15 protein-coding genes are annotated in these 13,855 nt (G+C 70.0%); 12 read left to right on the forward strand and 3 right to left on the reverse strand.

The features are described 5' to 3' along the window. Nucleotides 1-164: 164 nt before the first annotated feature. Genes AB0259_RS02710 through AB0259_RS02745 form a run of 8 tightly spaced genes read left to right on the forward strand, consistent with a single transcriptional unit; the run spans nucleotide 165 to nucleotide 8,905 of the window. Nucleotides 165-1,241 carry an extracellular solute-binding protein gene (locus AB0259_RS02710; RefSeq protein ID WP_251579824.1) on the forward strand — a complete coding sequence of 359 codons (1,077 nt, stop codon included), beginning with the start codon at nucleotides 165-167 and terminating at the stop codon, nucleotides 1,239-1,241. Beyond that, a complete protein-coding gene (locus AB0259_RS02715) occupies nucleotides 1,226-2,089 on the forward strand; it encodes an ABC transporter permease (RefSeq protein WP_366220775.1) in 864 nt (287 codons plus the stop codon). The genes AB0259_RS02710 and AB0259_RS02715 overlap by 16 nt, the downstream gene beginning before the upstream one ends. Next, nucleotides 2,086-2,901 carry an ABC transporter permease gene (locus AB0259_RS02720; RefSeq protein WP_366220774.1) on the forward strand — a complete coding sequence of 272 codons (816 nt, stop codon included), beginning with the start codon at nucleotides 2,086-2,088 and terminating at the stop codon, nucleotides 2,899-2,901. The genes AB0259_RS02715 and AB0259_RS02720 overlap by 4 nt, the downstream gene beginning before the upstream one ends. Further along, a complete protein-coding gene (locus AB0259_RS02725) occupies nucleotides 2,898-4,037 on the forward strand; it encodes an ABC transporter ATP-binding protein (RefSeq protein ID WP_366220773.1) in 1,140 nt (379 codons plus the stop codon). The genes AB0259_RS02720 and AB0259_RS02725 overlap by 4 nt, the downstream gene beginning before the upstream one ends. Then, nucleotides 4,034-5,041, forward strand: a complete 1,008-nt coding sequence (locus tag AB0259_RS02730) for an arginine deiminase family protein (RefSeq protein WP_366220772.1) — start codon at nucleotides 4,034-4,036, stop codon at nucleotides 5,039-5,041. Before AB0259_RS02725 ends, AB0259_RS02730 begins: the two co-directional genes overlap by 4 nt. After that, nucleotides 5,038-6,306: a M20 family metallo-hydrolase gene (locus AB0259_RS02735; RefSeq protein WP_366220770.1), complete on the forward strand. Its 1,269-nt coding sequence runs from the start codon at nucleotides 5,038-5,040 to the stop codon at nucleotides 6,304-6,306. The genes AB0259_RS02730 and AB0259_RS02735 overlap by 4 nt, the downstream gene beginning before the upstream one ends. Continuing rightward, nucleotides 6,303-7,949: a thiamine pyrophosphate-binding protein gene (locus tag AB0259_RS02740; RefSeq protein WP_366235763.1), complete on the forward strand. Its 1,647-nt coding sequence runs from the start codon at nucleotides 6,303-6,305 to the stop codon at nucleotides 7,947-7,949. Before AB0259_RS02735 ends, AB0259_RS02740 begins: the two co-directional genes overlap by 4 nt. Continuing rightward, nucleotides 7,946-8,905: an NAD(P)-dependent oxidoreductase gene (locus tag AB0259_RS02745; protein WP_366220767.1), complete on the forward strand. Its 960-nt coding sequence runs from the start codon at nucleotides 7,946-7,948 to the stop codon at nucleotides 8,903-8,905. Before AB0259_RS02740 ends, AB0259_RS02745 begins: the two co-directional genes overlap by 4 nt. Before the next feature lie 155 nt (nucleotides 8,906-9,060). On the opposite strand, the gene AB0259_RS02750 is transcribed toward AB0259_RS02745, so the two are convergent. Together AB0259_RS02750 and AB0259_RS02755 are read right to left on the reverse strand one after the other, a co-directional pair. After that, nucleotides 9,061-9,540, reverse strand: a complete 480-nt coding sequence (locus AB0259_RS02750) for a hypothetical protein (RefSeq protein WP_251579847.1) — start codon at nucleotides 9,538-9,540, stop codon at nucleotides 9,061-9,063. Then, the gene (locus tag AB0259_RS02755) at nucleotides 9,540-10,796 is read right to left on the reverse strand and encodes a hypothetical protein (RefSeq protein WP_366220765.1); all 1,257 of its coding nucleotides are present in this window, start codon (nucleotides 10,794-10,796) and stop codon (nucleotides 9,540-9,542) included. Before AB0259_RS02755 ends, AB0259_RS02750 begins: the two co-directional genes overlap by 1 nt. An 83-nt stretch (nucleotides 10,797-10,879) precedes the next feature. Between AB0259_RS02755 and AB0259_RS02760 the strand changes: the two genes are divergently transcribed. Genes AB0259_RS02760 through AB0259_RS02770 form a run of 3 tightly spaced genes read left to right on the forward strand, consistent with a single transcriptional unit; the run spans nucleotide 10,880 to nucleotide 12,233 of the window. After that, complete coding sequence (locus AB0259_RS02760) at nucleotides 10,880-11,305, forward strand: MarR family transcriptional regulator (protein WP_251579858.1); 426 nt, start codon at nucleotides 10,880-10,882, stop codon at nucleotides 11,303-11,305. Next, complete coding sequence (locus AB0259_RS02765) at nucleotides 11,302-11,718, forward strand: hypothetical protein (protein ID WP_366220763.1); 417 nt, start codon at nucleotides 11,302-11,304, stop codon at nucleotides 11,716-11,718. Before AB0259_RS02760 ends, AB0259_RS02765 begins: the two co-directional genes overlap by 4 nt. A 53-nt stretch (nucleotides 11,719-11,771) precedes the next feature. Next, on the forward strand, nucleotides 11,772-12,233 hold the full coding sequence (locus AB0259_RS02770; protein WP_366220762.1) for a DUF3817 domain-containing protein: 462 nt from the start codon (nucleotides 11,772-11,774) through the stop codon (nucleotides 12,231-12,233). Between the two features lie 7 nt (nucleotides 12,234-12,240). On the opposite strand, the gene AB0259_RS02775 is transcribed toward AB0259_RS02770, so the two are convergent. Next, the gene (locus AB0259_RS02775; protein ID WP_366220761.1) at nucleotides 12,241-13,368 is read right to left on the reverse strand and encodes a methyltransferase; all 1,128 of its coding nucleotides are present in this window, start codon (nucleotides 13,366-13,368) and stop codon (nucleotides 12,241-12,243) included. A 53-nt stretch (nucleotides 13,369-13,421) separates the two neighbouring features. Here AB0259_RS02775 and AB0259_RS02780 point away from each other — a divergent pair, with 53 nt between their 5' ends. Beyond that, nucleotides 13,422-13,838, forward strand: a complete 417-nt coding sequence (locus tag AB0259_RS02780; RefSeq protein WP_366220759.1) for a hypothetical protein — start codon at nucleotides 13,422-13,424, stop codon at nucleotides 13,836-13,838. The last annotated feature ends 17 nt before the right edge of the window (nucleotides 13,839-13,855 follow it).

Here is a 13,855-nt window from a genome sequence, read left to right on the forward strand (position 1 = left end):
TCTTTCGTCGCCGACGTCGGAGAAGTCTCCAACGCGACAGTCGGAGACAGGCGTTTCCTCCAATTCCGGAGGTTCCGACGCATCAACAGGATAGGCGTACACGTCCTGGATGTTCCTTTGCTCCACCCACTTCTCAGTGACACCCGAACCGAGAAAGGCTCACCATGTCCCGAAACCGCACCGCGGTCGCAGCGACGGTCGCATCCGTCGCCGCCGTCCTCGCGCTCACCGCGTGTTCCCCGTCCAGTCCCTCACCCTCCGCCGAAGCCGGATCCGGTCTGAGCGGCGAGGTCACCTTCGCCGGCTACGGCGGCGCAGGTGGCGACGCCATCACCGCCGCGTGGCTCGACCCCTTCTCGGAGGAGACCGGAGTCGACGCGATCCTCGATCCGTCGATGGACAACTCGAAGCTGCTGCAGATGATCGAAAGCGGAAACGTGACCTGGGACGTCGCCGAGGCTGGTCTGGACTTCGGGCTCACCGAGGCGAACGACGGGCTCGCCGACATCGACTGCGACATCGTCGAATGCGATGCGTTCGACGGTCAGTGGCCGGTCACCGCCAAGGGCGTCCCGATGTTCGTCTACTCGACGGTCGTGACCTACAACACCGACGCCTTCGGCGACGCAGGCCCCCAGAACTGGGCGGATTGGCTCGACGGTGACGCGTTCCCCGGGAAGCGTGCCATCAACGCGGGCGAAGGCTTCTTCGGTCTCGCCGAGGCCATCCTCCTGGCGGACGGCGTCAGCCGCGACGACCTCTACCCGCTCGACATCGACCGGGTGTTCGCCGCCCTGGCGCCGATCAAGGACGACCTCATCTTCATCACCAGCGGTGCGGAGTGCATCGACCTGGTGACGTCGGGCGAAGCGACCGTGGGAGCGTGCTACAACGCCCGCGTCACCGCAGCCGAGGCCGAGGGTTCTCCGATCGCGATGTCATGGGACGGGCAGATCCAGTCGGCCGACTACGTCACCATCCCGGCCGACAGCCCAAATCTGGACAACGCCATGGCTCTCGTCGCCTACATCACCTCGACCGAGCACTCCGGTGACCTCGTGAACTACCTCACCTACGGTCCCGGCAACCCCCACGCCACGATCCCGGACGACAAGCTCGCCGACGTCCCGACCTCGAACGAGGGCACGGGTGACGCGGCTCCGATCGTCCCCGACTTCGAGTGGTGGAACGCGAACCGCGCGGACGTCCTCGAGGCAGTGTCCGCATGGGTGGCATCCTGATCCATCACGGAGGGGGTCGACGCTGGTGGATCAGCGTCGGCCTCCTCGGCTTCCTCTTCGTCGTCCTCGCGCTGATACTCCCGCTTGCGATCGTCGTGCAGCGGGCTTTCGACGCCGGATTCGGCAACTTCGCCGACGCGCTCGCCTCGGCATCCTTCCTCCGCTCCATCGGCAACACCGCGACCCTCGCGGCCACAGTCACCCTCAGCTCCGCGGTCATCGGCTACCCCTACGCCTACGCGATGGCCCGCTCTGGACCCGTCCTGTCCCGCGTCCTGATGGTGGCTCTCATGCTGTCGTTCTGGACGAGCCTGCTCGTGCGCAGCTACGCGTGGCAGGTGCTGCTCAACGACACCGGGCTCATCAACACTTTCCTGCAGACGGTCGGTGTCATCCAGGAGCCGATCCAGCTCATCCGCACACCTCTGGCCACCCTCATCGGCATGACCCACATCCTCGTTCCCTTCTCCGTGCTCGCGATCTACGCCCAGCTGCGCGGGATCTCGCCGGACCTCGCGGTCGCGGCCCACGGGTTGGGCGCGACGCGCGCACGGGCGTTCTGGAGCGTGACCTTCCCGTTGTCGCTCCCCGGTCTCGCCGCCGGGAGCCTCCTCGTCTTCGTCCTCACGCTCGGGTACTACATCACTCCGCAGCTTCTGGGCGGCGCGGGGAACCAGGTCATCGGGCAGTCGATCGTCGAGCAGACCAACACCCTGCTCAACACAGGCGTGGGGTCGGCGATGGCCGTTCTGCTGCTGGCCGCCGTCATCGTCATCCTGGGCGTCGCGTCTCGATTCCTCGGGCTCGGGCGCGTGCTGGGTATCGCCACGGAGAGGACCTCGGTATGAGAGTCGGCATCACCGTCCGCATCGTCGGCGTCATCATCGCGGTCGTTCTGATCCTCCCGACGATCGTCATCTGCGCGACCGCCTTCACCAGCGGGACCCAGGTCACCTTCCCGCCGGACGGCGTCTCGTTGCGCTGGATCGAGGACGTCCTGGGCGATCGGCGGTGGATGAGAGCGTTCGGTAACTCCTTCGCCGTGGGGCTGCTCGCCGCGGTCTTCGCCATGGTCGGCGGCGGCGCCCTCGCGCTGGGAGCCGCACGCACCCGGGGCCCCATCGCCTCCGTCTTCACGGCGGTCTCGGTTCTTCCGATGATCCTCCCGCTCGTGGTGGGAGCCATCGGCTTCTACCTGGTCTACGTGCGACTCGGGCTCACCGGCAACGTCCTCGGGCTGGCGCTCGCACACGGCGTGCTCGGCCTGCCGTACGTGTTCGTCAACGTCCTCGCCCTCCTGCGGACGCTCGACCCTCGGGTCGAGGAGGCGGCACGCGTACACGGAGCGGGACAGTTCACAACCCTCGTCACCATCACGCTGCCTCTCATCGCACCCGCGACCATGGTGGGCGGGCTGCTGTCCTTCATCTCCTCGTGGGACGAGGTCGTCGTCGCGACGTTCCTCAGCGACGCGCGGTTCCAGACCCTCCCGGTGCTGATGTACAGCCAACTCCGCTCGGGTGTCGAGCCCTCGGTATCCGCGGTGGCGCTCATCGTCACCGTCGTCACCTTCGCGATCGCGCTGATCGTGTTCGCCATCGGGCCGATCAGCGCCCGTTTGTCCGCCCGTGCCCTGAAGAGACCGAGGAGCTCCCGATGAGTCCCACCGCACCGCCGCGCGCGCCCGGCGCCGCACTGAGCGTCCGTTCCATCACCAAGAGATACGGCGGCACGCCCGCGGTCGACGACGTGAGCCTCGAGGTCGCCGCCGGCGAGTTCGTGACTCTCCTCGGCGCCTCCGGCTCCGGCAAGACGACGCTGTTGCGGATCATCGCCGGTTTCGACGACGCCGACGAGGGATCGCTCCTGCTCGACGGACGCGAGTTGCGCTCGGTTCCCGTGCACAAGCGCGACATCGGCATGGTGTTCCAGAATTACGCTCTCTTCCCGCATCTGAGCGTGGAACAGAATGTCGCCTACCCCCTCCGCATGCGCCGGCTCTCGCGGGCCGAACGTCAGCGCCGCGTCGCGGAGGCGCTCGAGGCGGTGCGCCTCCCGACCTTCGGCAGACGTCGTATCACTCAGCTGTCCGGTGGCCAGCAACAGCGCGTCGCACTCGCCCGCGCGATCGTCAGCCGGCCGCGGCTCCTCCTCATGGACGAACCGCTCGGCGCGCTGGACCGGAACCTGCGCGACGCACTGCAGCTCGAGATCAGTCGACTCAGCCGAGAACTCGGGCTGACCGTCATCAACGTCACGCACGATCAGGAGGAGGCCCTCACCATGAGCGATCGCATCGCCTTGCTCGATCACGGTCGCCTCGTTCAGTTCGCCACGCCCGACGAGCTCTACCACCGGCCGGCTGACGACACCGCAGCGGCCTTCGTCGGCGAGTCGAACCTGTTCCGAGGAGCCGTGCGGGGTGACGGCACGCTCGAGCTCGCCGAAGGCATCGTGTTCTCCCCGCCGACGCTCGTCGATGGCTCGCCCGTCGGTGACGCGGCTGTGGCGGTGATGGTGCGACCGTCGCTGGTCGACATCGCCGAGCCCGGACGGGCGCCCGAAGCGCACTCGCGTGTGGACGGCGTCGTGCGCGGCGTCGTGTACGCCGGTGACTCGCGAAAGGTCATCGTCGTCACCGGATCGGGAGCCGAGTTGATCTCCCGCGAGGATGCCGCACGTCCCACCCGGGTCGCAGTGGATCAGCACGTGACCCTGCACTGGGATCCGCGCGCATCGGTCGTGACCCGTGTCAGCCCCGACTCCCACTCCCACGCAGAAAGCACCGCATCGTGACCAGTGCCATCGACTCCACCAAAGAGGTATCGGACGGCCGATTCCATCACCTGATGGGACCCGAGCCGCTGCCGGCATTCCATGACGAGCTGCCCGATGTGTGGGGACGTCGTTGGGGTGCGGCCGACGAGGTCGGCAGGCTTCGCTCCGTCCTGATGCGTCGGCCCAGCGCGGGTCTCGCCGCGGTGCGCGCTGAGGCGTATGAGCCGGACATGGGCGCGTTCGTCGATCCGGATCGCCGCTGGTACTGGACCGGCGAGGACCTGCCCGACCTCGACCTCGTCCACGCCCAGTACGACGGATTCCTGGACGCGCTGCGCGCGGAGTCGATCGACGTCGTCTTCGCCCCCGATCTCGACCCGAGCTTCACGAAGGCGGTCTACACGCGCGATCCCCTCATCACTGTGCCGGGCGGCGCGGTGATCGGGCGGCTCGCGCCTCGGATGCGACGGGGGGAGGAGCAGTCGATCGCCGCAACCGTGGCGGGAGCGGGCATGCCGATCCTCGGCATGATCACGGGTTCGGGGCTCGTCGAAGGAGGCAGCTTCGTCAAGGTGCGACCCGATCTCGCCTTCTTCGGGACTTCGGTGCGGTGCAATCCGGAGGGAGGGCGTCAGCTGATGCGCATCCTGGAACCGCTCGGCATCCGTGTAGAGCAGGTGAGCCTGCCCGGCTACCTCATCCACCTCGACATGTGCTCGGTCATGCTCGACGACGATCTCGCCCTCATCAATCCGCGTCTGGCCCCCTACGACTACATGGCGGCGCTCTGGTCCCTCGGTATCGAGACCGTGAACGTTCACCCTGATGAGGAATGGTCGACGAACCTCTTGGTCACCGACCGCCGACGCGTCATCCTCCCCGCCCATCTGCCGCGCACGGCCGAGATGCTCGCCGATCGGCACGGCGTCGAGGTGATCCCGATCGAATTCCGCGAGATGCTCAAGAACGGCGGGGGACTGCACTGCTCCACGATGGAGCTCGTCCGGGAGTGGGACCGATGACGCAGAGCGGCTTCCTGGACGACTTCCGGCAGATGTCCGCCTTCGGAGCAACCCCGGGCGGGGGCGTGGAGCGGCAGGCCGCCAGCGCGGCCGACGGCGAGACCCGCGGATGGTTCTCCGCGTGGCTCGCCGGCAACGGCCTCCGGGTCGAGACCGACGCCATCGGCAACATCTTCGGCCTGATGGAGGTCGTGCCCGGCGCGCCTTACGTCCTCGTGGGCTCCCATCTCGACAGTCAGCCGCTCGCCGGACGCTTCGACGGCGCCTACGGCGTGCTGGCTGCGGCGCACGCTGCGCGGACCGCCGTCGGCTCCGTGTCGCAACCGCGGTTCAACGTCGCCGTCGTCGACTGGTTCAACGAGGAGGGCAGCCGCTTCAAGCCGAGCATGATGGGGAGCGCGGTCTTCACGGGCCTCCTCGGCGTAGCCGACGCTCTGGCCACGACGGACCCGGCAGGCACGACAGTCGCGCAGGCTCTCGATGACATCGGCGGTCGCGGTGCGTTCGCGGGGCTCGACGTCGCCGCCTACCTCGAGATCCACGTCGAACAGGGTCGTGAACTCGAGGAGACGGGCACGACGATCGGTGTCGTCGCGACGACCTGGACGGCCCACAAACTCGAGATCGTCGTGAGCGGGGAACAGTCCCACACCGGTGCAGCGCCGATGGCCGATCGCAAGGACGCCCTGTACGGGGCCGCTGAGCTGATCGTCGCCGTCCGACGTCTCGTCGACGGGTTCGAGCCCGAGCAGCTTCACACGGCGGTGAGCGAGATGTACCTCGACCCGAACTCCCCGGTCGCGATCGCTCGTGAGGTCCGCATGCTCGTGGATGTCCGGTCGCCCGCCACCCACATCCTCGACACCGCGATCGATACGTTGAAGGCGCGTATCGATGAGATCAGGCGCCTCGCGCGCGTCGACATCGAGATCGTCAGGGTCACCGAATGGTCCAGCGGCCCGTTCCTCGAGGAGGGCATCGTCCTCGCCGCGGAGGAGGCGGAACGGCGGGGGCATCCGCATCGCCGTTCCGCCACCGTGGCCGGCCACGATGCGACGAACATGAAGGAGGTCGTGCCCACGATCCTCCTGTTCGTCCCGAGCGTCGACGGCATCTCCCACAACGAGCGTGAGTTCACGTCGGACGACGACATGCTCGCCGGCCTCGAGGTGCTCACCTCGGTGCTGACCCGCGTCGTCGCCGGTGAGCTCGAGGCGGCCTCGTCGTCGGCGGTGGCGCTCTCATCCGGGGTGGAGCTCGGATGACCGGTGGCAGAACCGGCGGGGACGTGGCGGTCGAGACTCTCCGTGCACTCGGCGTCGACCGCGTGGTCGGCATCCCCGGCCAGCACGCGCTCGGCCTGTTCGACGCGCTCCGTCGCGCACCGATCGAGCTGCTGCCGGCGCGCGTCGAGAACAACGCGGGCTTCATGGCCGACGGCCTCGCTCGCTGCAGCGCCACGGTCGCCCCTCTCCTCCTCTCGACGGGACCCGGTGCTCTCACCGCGCTCCCGGCCCTGATGGAGGCTGCGGGGTCATCCGTGCCGGTGCTCGCCATCTCGGCGCAGATCCCCGTCGACGGTCTGGGAGGATCGCGGCGCGGTCACCTCCACGAACTCGAGGACCAGTCGGCGGCATTCGCCCAAGTGGTCAAGGGCAGCTGGACCGTGCGTACCTCCGCACAGATCCCGTCCGCGCTCATCGAGGCGTGGGAGCTCGCTCTCTCGGTGCCGCAGGGTCCGGTCCTGGTGGAGATCCCGCAGGACATCCTGCTCGCGCCCGTCGGGAACGACGTCCCGCCCGTCGTCGACGCTCGGGTGCATCCGAGGTCCCCGCGCGTGCGTGACGAGCTGATCGCTGAGGCCGCCCGGATGCTGGACGTCGCTGAACGACCCGTGATCCTCGCGGGCGGCGGCGCCGTTCGAGCGGGAGCATCAGACGCCCTGCTCCGGGTCGCCGAGGCCATCGACGCGCCCGTCTTCTCGACCTTCAGCGGACGGGACGCGGTGCCGACCACGCATCCTCTCGCTGCAGGGACGTGGATCGAGGATATCGCCACGACCGAGTACCTCGAAGGGGCGGACGTCCTGCTGGTCGTCGGCAGCGGGCTCGGGGAGCTGTCGAGCAACTACTTCACGCTCCGCCCGCAGGGACGGGTCATCCAGCTCGACGCGGATCTCGGCGTGCTCGGGTCGAACCACTCCGGCCTCGGCCTCCACGGTGACGCGCGCGATGCGCTCGAGCGCCTCTCCGACGCCCTCGGTTCGGGGAGCGATCCGAGGCGGCGGACCGACCGCGTCGAGGAGATCGCCGCGCTGGCCGACGTGGTCCGCGCACGCCTCGACAGCCAAGGGCTGGAACTCGAACGCGGGATCCTCGCGTCGATCCGTGAAGGGCTTCCCGACGACGGAGACAGCTTCTGGGACATGACGATGATCGCCTACTGGGCGTGGTCGGCCTGGGACAGTCGCGACGGGACGTTCGCGACGGCGCAGGGCGCGGGCGGCCTCGGGTACGCCTTCCCCGCAGCGATAGGCGCGGCGTTCGCGGATCCCTCCCGCGCGGTGCTGGCCGTGACCGGAGACGGAGGCGCCATGTACGGCATCGCCGAGATCGCCACGTGCGTCCAGTTGGGTCTGGACCTCACGTGGCTCATCGTCGCCGATGGCGGCTACGGCATCCTGGCCGAGTACATGACGGGCGCGTTCGGCGCGGCGACCGCGACCGATCTCACGATGCCCGATTTCGTCGCCCTCGCGCAGTCCTTCGGCGCGCATGCCGTTGCCACGACGCCCACGACTCTGGCCGCTGATCTCCGTACCGCGTGGGAGACCCCCGGCCCGTCGGTGATCGTGCTGCCGCAGACGATCGGGCTCTTCGCGCCGACGCACACGGAGCGTTCCGCGTGAGCGTGGTGGTCATCACGGAAGTCGGCGACCTGGATCCGCGGCCGGGGATCATCCTGCTCGAGGATGCCGGGTTCGAGGTCGTGGTGCTGTGGGACGGTCTGGACGCTCCACTGCCGCCCGGCGCGGATCGGGCGACAGCGGCGATCGTGGGGTTCGCGGCTTTCGGGCAGGTGCAGCTCGATCTGTTCCCATCGCTGCGGCTCGTCTGCACGACGTCCACCGGCGTCGACATGGTCGACATCGCGGCCGCGGACGCACGAGGTGTCGAGGTGGTGGGGCTCGGGGGTGTCTCCTCGCAGGAGGTTGCCCTCCACGCCTTCGCGCTCATCCTGGCCGCGCTCCGCGAGTTACCCGCGGGTCGGCGAGTGGTGTCGGGCGGCGGATGGACGGCAGATCTGGACGTCGTCCCGCGCGCCGCGAACGACCTCGTGCTCGGCCTCATCGGCTACGGGCGGATCGGACGCGAGCTGGCGCGCCTTGCACGGCCGCTCTTCGCCCGGATCGTCGCGGCCGATCCTGCCGTCATGGAGTCCTCCGACGGTGTCGAGCTGACGGGCATGGACGACGTCCTGAGAGAGTCCGACGTCGTCTCCCTCCACCTCCCGGCGACCCCGTCGACAAGAGGCATCATCGACGCCGATGCTCTCGCCCGGATGCGTGCTGGCGCGCTGCTGGTCAACGTCTCGCGTGGCGAACTCGTCGACAGCACGGCCGCGCGCGCCGCACTCGACCGGGGCGACCTCTCCGGCTATGTCGCCGACGTCCTGGACGCCGAACCGCCCGCCGGCGACCATCCGCTTCGCACGCATCCGCGCGCCATCGTCACGCCTCACATGGGCTTCCTCTCGACGGCGTCCCTCGAGCGGTACGAACTCGACCCTGCGAGGACCGTCATCGAGCGGCTCGCCCACGCGCCCTCGGACCGAGCGGACTCCGTCCGATCACCCTCGTCCTGACCGCTCTCGCCGGCGGTGCCGCTTGCTGACGCGACAGATGCGCGCGGACACGCCGGGCTGCAGATCGCTCTCGCGGCGTGTCGGGTCGGATCCGTTGCATCCGCGGACATGCCCACGAATGAGCCGTCGACGGCGCCCTCATCCCACGGCGCGGCTCAGCCCGCGCGGCCGCACTCCGACACCGCGAGCAGGTCGAGCCCGGGGCGCCCGTCGACGGTGGACTCCGTCACATCCACAGACACGTTCGTCTCGGCGCGACTGAGCCGAACGGTCGCGATGTCGAGGTCGACGCCGGCGGGTTCGAGGGCCCACCCGTCGCCGAGGGCGACAGGAAGCTCGGTGACGGTGGTCGCGGCATCCGTCCCCTCGGGGAGGCTGACCGCGCCGTGCACCGTCGCGAAGTCGCCGGCCGCCCGTCCGCGCGGGCTCACCTCCGAGTCGCACGTCTGCGCGCGGGCTCCGCCGTCGGGGAGGAACTCGGCGCCGTCGGGAAGGGCGGCGACGATCTCCGCGACGGCATCCTCGACCTGGGCGCGCACCTCGACGTAGGACGGGCCGGAGCTCGCGGAGCAGGCGGTGAGGCCGGTGAGGAAGGTCACGAGCAGCATCGTCGCTGCGCCGGACCGGGCGCGCATCAGCCGCCGCTTCCGCGGGCCAAGGAGGCCAGAAGCAGGCGTACATCCTTCAGGACGGTTCCGTTGGTGCGTCCGTCGCCGCTGAACAGCCGATTATGGAGGTCGAGCCCCTGCATGAGCATCGCGCCGACGGAGCCCGTCGCCTGCTCCTCGGTGTATCCCGGGTCGACGATCACCACCCCGGGGATCTCCTCGGGACCGACGCCGTAGCCGATGTCGCCGACCTGGAAGCCGGCGTAGTAGCGGTTGACATCCTCCGCCGCCTGCGCCGCGTAATACGCTGTTCCGGCCACGGGCTGGTAGCCGTCCGTGGCACCGACCCCGCCCGCGAGGAACCGCACGTCGAAGCGGGCGCCGTGCACCTCGGCTGCGCTGCCGACCTGCGAGCCCGCGGAGTGCTCGTAGCTGAGCGTCGGAAGACCCGGGAAAGCGACGTCGATTCCCTTCACGATGCGAGCGTAGTCCGCGCCGGCGGCCGTCGCGATCGTGTTGTTCTGCGGTCCCGCCACCACATCGAGCGAGATCTGAGGCATCGGGGCGGCGAGCACCGTGAATGCGACGATGGGCGAGCTGGGATCGGCGTTGGCCACTTGCCAGTCGGCGAAGGAGGTGACTGGGTCGTCCACCATGAAGCTGCGCACCGACGCGTTCGTGCCCGGCACGACGAGCAGGATGCCGGTGGCCGTCGACGGATCTCCGGCCATCTCGATCATCGCGCCGCGCTCGGGAGCGTACAGGTAGAGGTGCACGTCGCCGGCGACGACCCTCGTGAGGTAGCGGCGCTCGAGCAGGAGGTCACCGAGCTGCGCGGCGTCGTCCTCGTCGTCGCCGCGGGTCAGGCGCTGGAGTCGTTCGTCGACACGCGCCAGTCGGGTGCGCGCCGCGTACCGGTTCGCCCGCACGCGATCGACGGCGTCGATGCCGTCGAGCGAACCGACGAGGAGGGGCGCGGTGCGGATGAGATCTGCGCGATGCGCGAGATCCATCCCCGTCCACCACGCCGCGGCCTCGCCGGCCGACGTCCGCGTCAGCAGGGTCGCGATCAGCCCGGGGGTCCGTTCGAGCAGATCGGCGATGCCCGCGCGATCGAGAGAGGCGAGCTCGGCGAGGGCCGCGGGGACGCTGGGGACGGCGGTATGGACGTGGTGATCCGGTACCGTCGTGGCAGCGGACGCCTCCGACACGGGAGCCACCAGGGCGAACGCCATCACCGCAGCGGCCAACGCTGCGGTGGGATGGGCGTTCGCGCGCATCATAGCGCTGATTGTATTGGCTCCCGGGGCCGGTCCCTGCCACGCAAATCACGGGCCGGCTGTCCCTTGACTCATAGACTGCTCGCGTGGCAGATACCCCGACCGAGGATGCACCGCGTTTCAGCCCGGTGATCGCACTGCTCGCCGTCTCCGCCGCGTGGGAGTCGCAGCTCGCCGCCGAGCTCCGCGACCTCGGCATCTCGACGCGGAAATTCGGTCTGCTCGGTCATATCGGCGCCGAACCCGGGATCTCCTTCTCAGAACTCGCGCGCCGGTCCCGGATCACCGTCCAGTCGGCCCATGCGGCGGTGCATGCCCTCGTCGACGACGGCCTGGTGGCCGACGCGACCGCACAGGCCGGGGCCGCCAGTGACCTCAGCGTCACCCCGCGGGGGGCGAAGGTCCTGCAGGACGCGCAGGAGCGGCTCGCCGCGCTCGACCGCGCCCTCGCGCAGGCGCACCCCAAGGTCGCCGAGTCCTTGGACGGCATCCGAGCCGGCGTGGTCGAATGACGCGACGTCGCAACCGGTCGCGGCGCGATCCGCTGCGCTCTGTTGCGCGATCGGCGCTGGCGGCCGTCCTAGTCGCCGCCGGCGCCGGTCACCTCACGACCCTCCGTCGCGGCTTCCGCGTCGCTGTGCCCGACTGGGCGACCCGTCTGCTGCGCACCGACAAGGACACCATCGTCGTCGTGTCGGGCGTGGTCGAGCTGATGCTCGGGGCGGGGCTCGTCCTCCTGCCGCGCGAGCGGCGTCGTATCGGGGTCGCGGTCGCCGCGCTGTTCGTGGCCGTCTTCCCCGGCAACGTGCACCATTGGCGCACCGGCCGTGACGTCCCGGGGCTCGACTCCGATGCCAAGCGTTTCGCTCGGCTGTTCCTGCAGCCGGTCCTCGTCGCGTGGGCACTGTGGTCGACGCGCCGCTGATCGATCACAGCTATCGCGCAGGCTCGGCGGCGTCCTTCAGGTAGCCTGAAGGGGTGTTCCGCACCCCCGCCACCCTGTATCGCGTCCTCGCCATCGGCGAGCTGATCTCCTGGACCCTTCTGATCGCCGGACTCATCGTCCGCGCCGTCGGCGGGCCGGCCGTCGCCGTCACCATCGGCGGCGGCATCCACGGCTTCGTCTTCCTCTCGTACGGGGCGACCGCCATCCTCGTCGCCCTGAACAACCGCTGGCGTCCGGGGGTCGCCCTGCTCGCCGTCGCCTCGGCGATCGTGCCGTACGCGACCCTCCCGATGGAGATCTGGCTGCGCCGCACCGGGCGCCTCGACGGGCAGTGGCGGCTCGACGAGACCGACGACCCCCGCGACCGCCGCCCGATCGACCGGCTGCTGCGGTGGTTCCTCCGCCACGCGGGCATCCTCGTCGCCCTCATCGTGGTCGCCGTCGTGGCGTTGTACGTCGCCCTGCTGATCCTCGGACCGCCGGGCGGCCGGTGAACGCTCGTCAGCGACGCGTCGACACCGTCACGGTGAACTTCGCATCGCGCGCCACCTGCCGCGTCGGTCCCACGATCCGCTCGAGCTCGCCCCGGTAGCGCAGTCCGGAGTTCCAGACGCACCACAGTTCTCCGCCGGATCTCAGGACGCGAGCCGCGTCGGCGAACATCCGCGGCGCGAGCCGATCGGTCACTGCCGCGCCGCTGTGGAAGGGCGGGTTCAGTGCGATGAAGGATGCCGAGGCCTCCGCGCGTGCCTGGAGCAGGTCGTCCCTCACCACCTCGACCCGATCGGCCACACCGTTCGCCTCGGCCGTCGCCCGGGCCGACGCGACGGCGGCAGCCGACTGATCGGACGCGTAGACGCGTCGCTCCGGGTGAGCGAGGGCGAGATGGGCGGCGACCGCGCCCGTCCCGCAGGCGAAGTCGATGAGCGGGTCGGCGGTGTCGCCGCCGGGGTCACGGGGGAGGTGGGCGAGCAGCAGACGGGTGCCGATGTCGAGCCGCGCACCCGCGAACGCGCCGCCGAAGGCGCGCAGGGCGAGACCGTCGGCCTCCCCGTGAGCCGGCACGGGATCGTGGCCGTCCTGCGGAGACCGTGCGACCAGCACGCGGGATTTCTGGCGCGCCAGCGTGACGTCGAGCTGCACGAAGGAGCGCGCCAGAACGTCGTTCATCGCGCGCGTCATGTGCTTCAGCCGTGCTCCGGCGTAGACGACGACGTCCGGGCGGGCGTGCGCTGCGATGAGCGCGGCGACGTCGTCGAGGGCGTCGAGCGAGCGGGGGAGGCGCAGCAGAACGACGCGGGCGCCCGAGACGACCTCGGCGGCCAGGGGGAGCGAGGTCACCTGCGCGGCGAGCCCGAGCGCAGCGGCGTTCCGCGCAAGCGCGCGCTCGGCGACGAGGGCGTCCTGATGGACACGGATGCCGGTGCCGCCGTCCCATGCCGCCCCCAGCGCGAGCGCGCCGTAGGCGTCGCCGATGACCGCGATCTCACCGGGCGCCGCGGCGGCCCGCGCTGCGGCCGATTCGTCGAGGATCAGCCGATCCGCGGCATCCGCCGCCACGAGCCCGGGCGCCTCGACGTCCGGAGAGCGGGACAGCCGCGCGAACGGGAAGGGCGCGAGGGAGGTCACGATTCGAGGGTATCGCCGGGCCGCGGCATCCCCCGTCGGGGGATACTCGGACGATGAAGACTCTCGCACGCTGGGTACTCGCCGGCGCCATGGTGTTCGCCGGCCTCAGCCACCTGTTCTGGGCGCGCACGGAGTTCCAGGCGCAGGTCCCCGACGTCGTCACCGATGTGCTGCCGATCGACAAGGACGGCGTCGTGGTCGCCTCGGGCGCCGTCGAGATGATGCTCGGCGCTGCGCTGGTCGCGCTGCCGAAGGAGCGGCGCCGGGTCGGAGTCATCCTGGCGACCTTCTTCATCGCGATCTTCCCCGGCAACGTCGCGCAGGCGCTCGGCCGGCGCGACGGCTTCCGCCTCGACAGCGACAAGGCCCGCTGGGCGCGGCTGCTCTTCCAGCCGGTCCTCGTCGCGTGGGCGCTGTGGTCCACGCGGGATCAGGGGTGCACGCGGGATCAGGGGTCGACGCGGGACTGACGAGATAAGAGTGGCCC

It is taken from the genome of Microbacterium sp. NPDC080005 (assembly GCF_040702445.1).
Taxonomy (GTDB): Bacteria; Actinomycetota; Actinomycetes; order Actinomycetales; family Microbacteriaceae; genus Microbacterium; species Microbacterium oleivorans_D.

What these genes read in the sequence shown, in the direction of transcription:
- AB0259_RS02725 (WP_366220773.1), top strand. Translation starts at nt 2,898, where the DNA reads ATGAGTCCCACCGCACCGCCGCGCGCGCCCGGCGCCGCACTGAGCGTC.
- AB0259_RS02765 (WP_366220763.1), top strand. Translation starts at nt 11,302, where the DNA reads ATGACGCGACGTCGCAACCGGTCGCGGCGCGATCCGCTGCGCTCTGTT.
- AB0259_RS02780 (WP_366220759.1), top strand. Translation starts at nt 13,422, where the DNA reads ATGAAGACTCTCGCACGCTGGGTACTCGCCGGCGCCATGGTGTTCGCC.
- AB0259_RS02740 (WP_366235763.1), top strand. Translation starts at nt 6,303, where the DNA reads ATGACCGGTGGCAGAACCGGCGGGGACGTGGCGGTCGAGACTCTCCGT.
- AB0259_RS02720 (WP_366220774.1), top strand. Translation starts at nt 2,086, where the DNA reads ATGAGAGTCGGCATCACCGTCCGCATCGTCGGCGTCATCATCGCGGTC.
- AB0259_RS02750 (WP_251579847.1), bottom strand. Translation starts at nt 9,540, where the DNA reads ATGCGCGCCCGGTCCGGCGCAGCGACGATGCTGCTCGTGACCTTCCTC.
- AB0259_RS02735 (WP_366220770.1), top strand. Translation starts at nt 5,038, where the DNA reads ATGACGCAGAGCGGCTTCCTGGACGACTTCCGGCAGATGTCCGCCTTC.
- AB0259_RS02710 (WP_251579824.1), top strand. Translation starts at nt 165, where the DNA reads ATGTCCCGAAACCGCACCGCGGTCGCAGCGACGGTCGCATCCGTCGCC.
- AB0259_RS02715 (WP_366220775.1), top strand. Translation starts at nt 1,226, where the DNA reads ATGGGTGGCATCCTGATCCATCACGGAGGGGGTCGACGCTGGTGGATC.
- AB0259_RS02755 (WP_366220765.1), bottom strand. Translation starts at nt 10,796, where the DNA reads ATGATGCGCGCGAACGCCCATCCCACCGCAGCGTTGGCCGCTGCGGTG.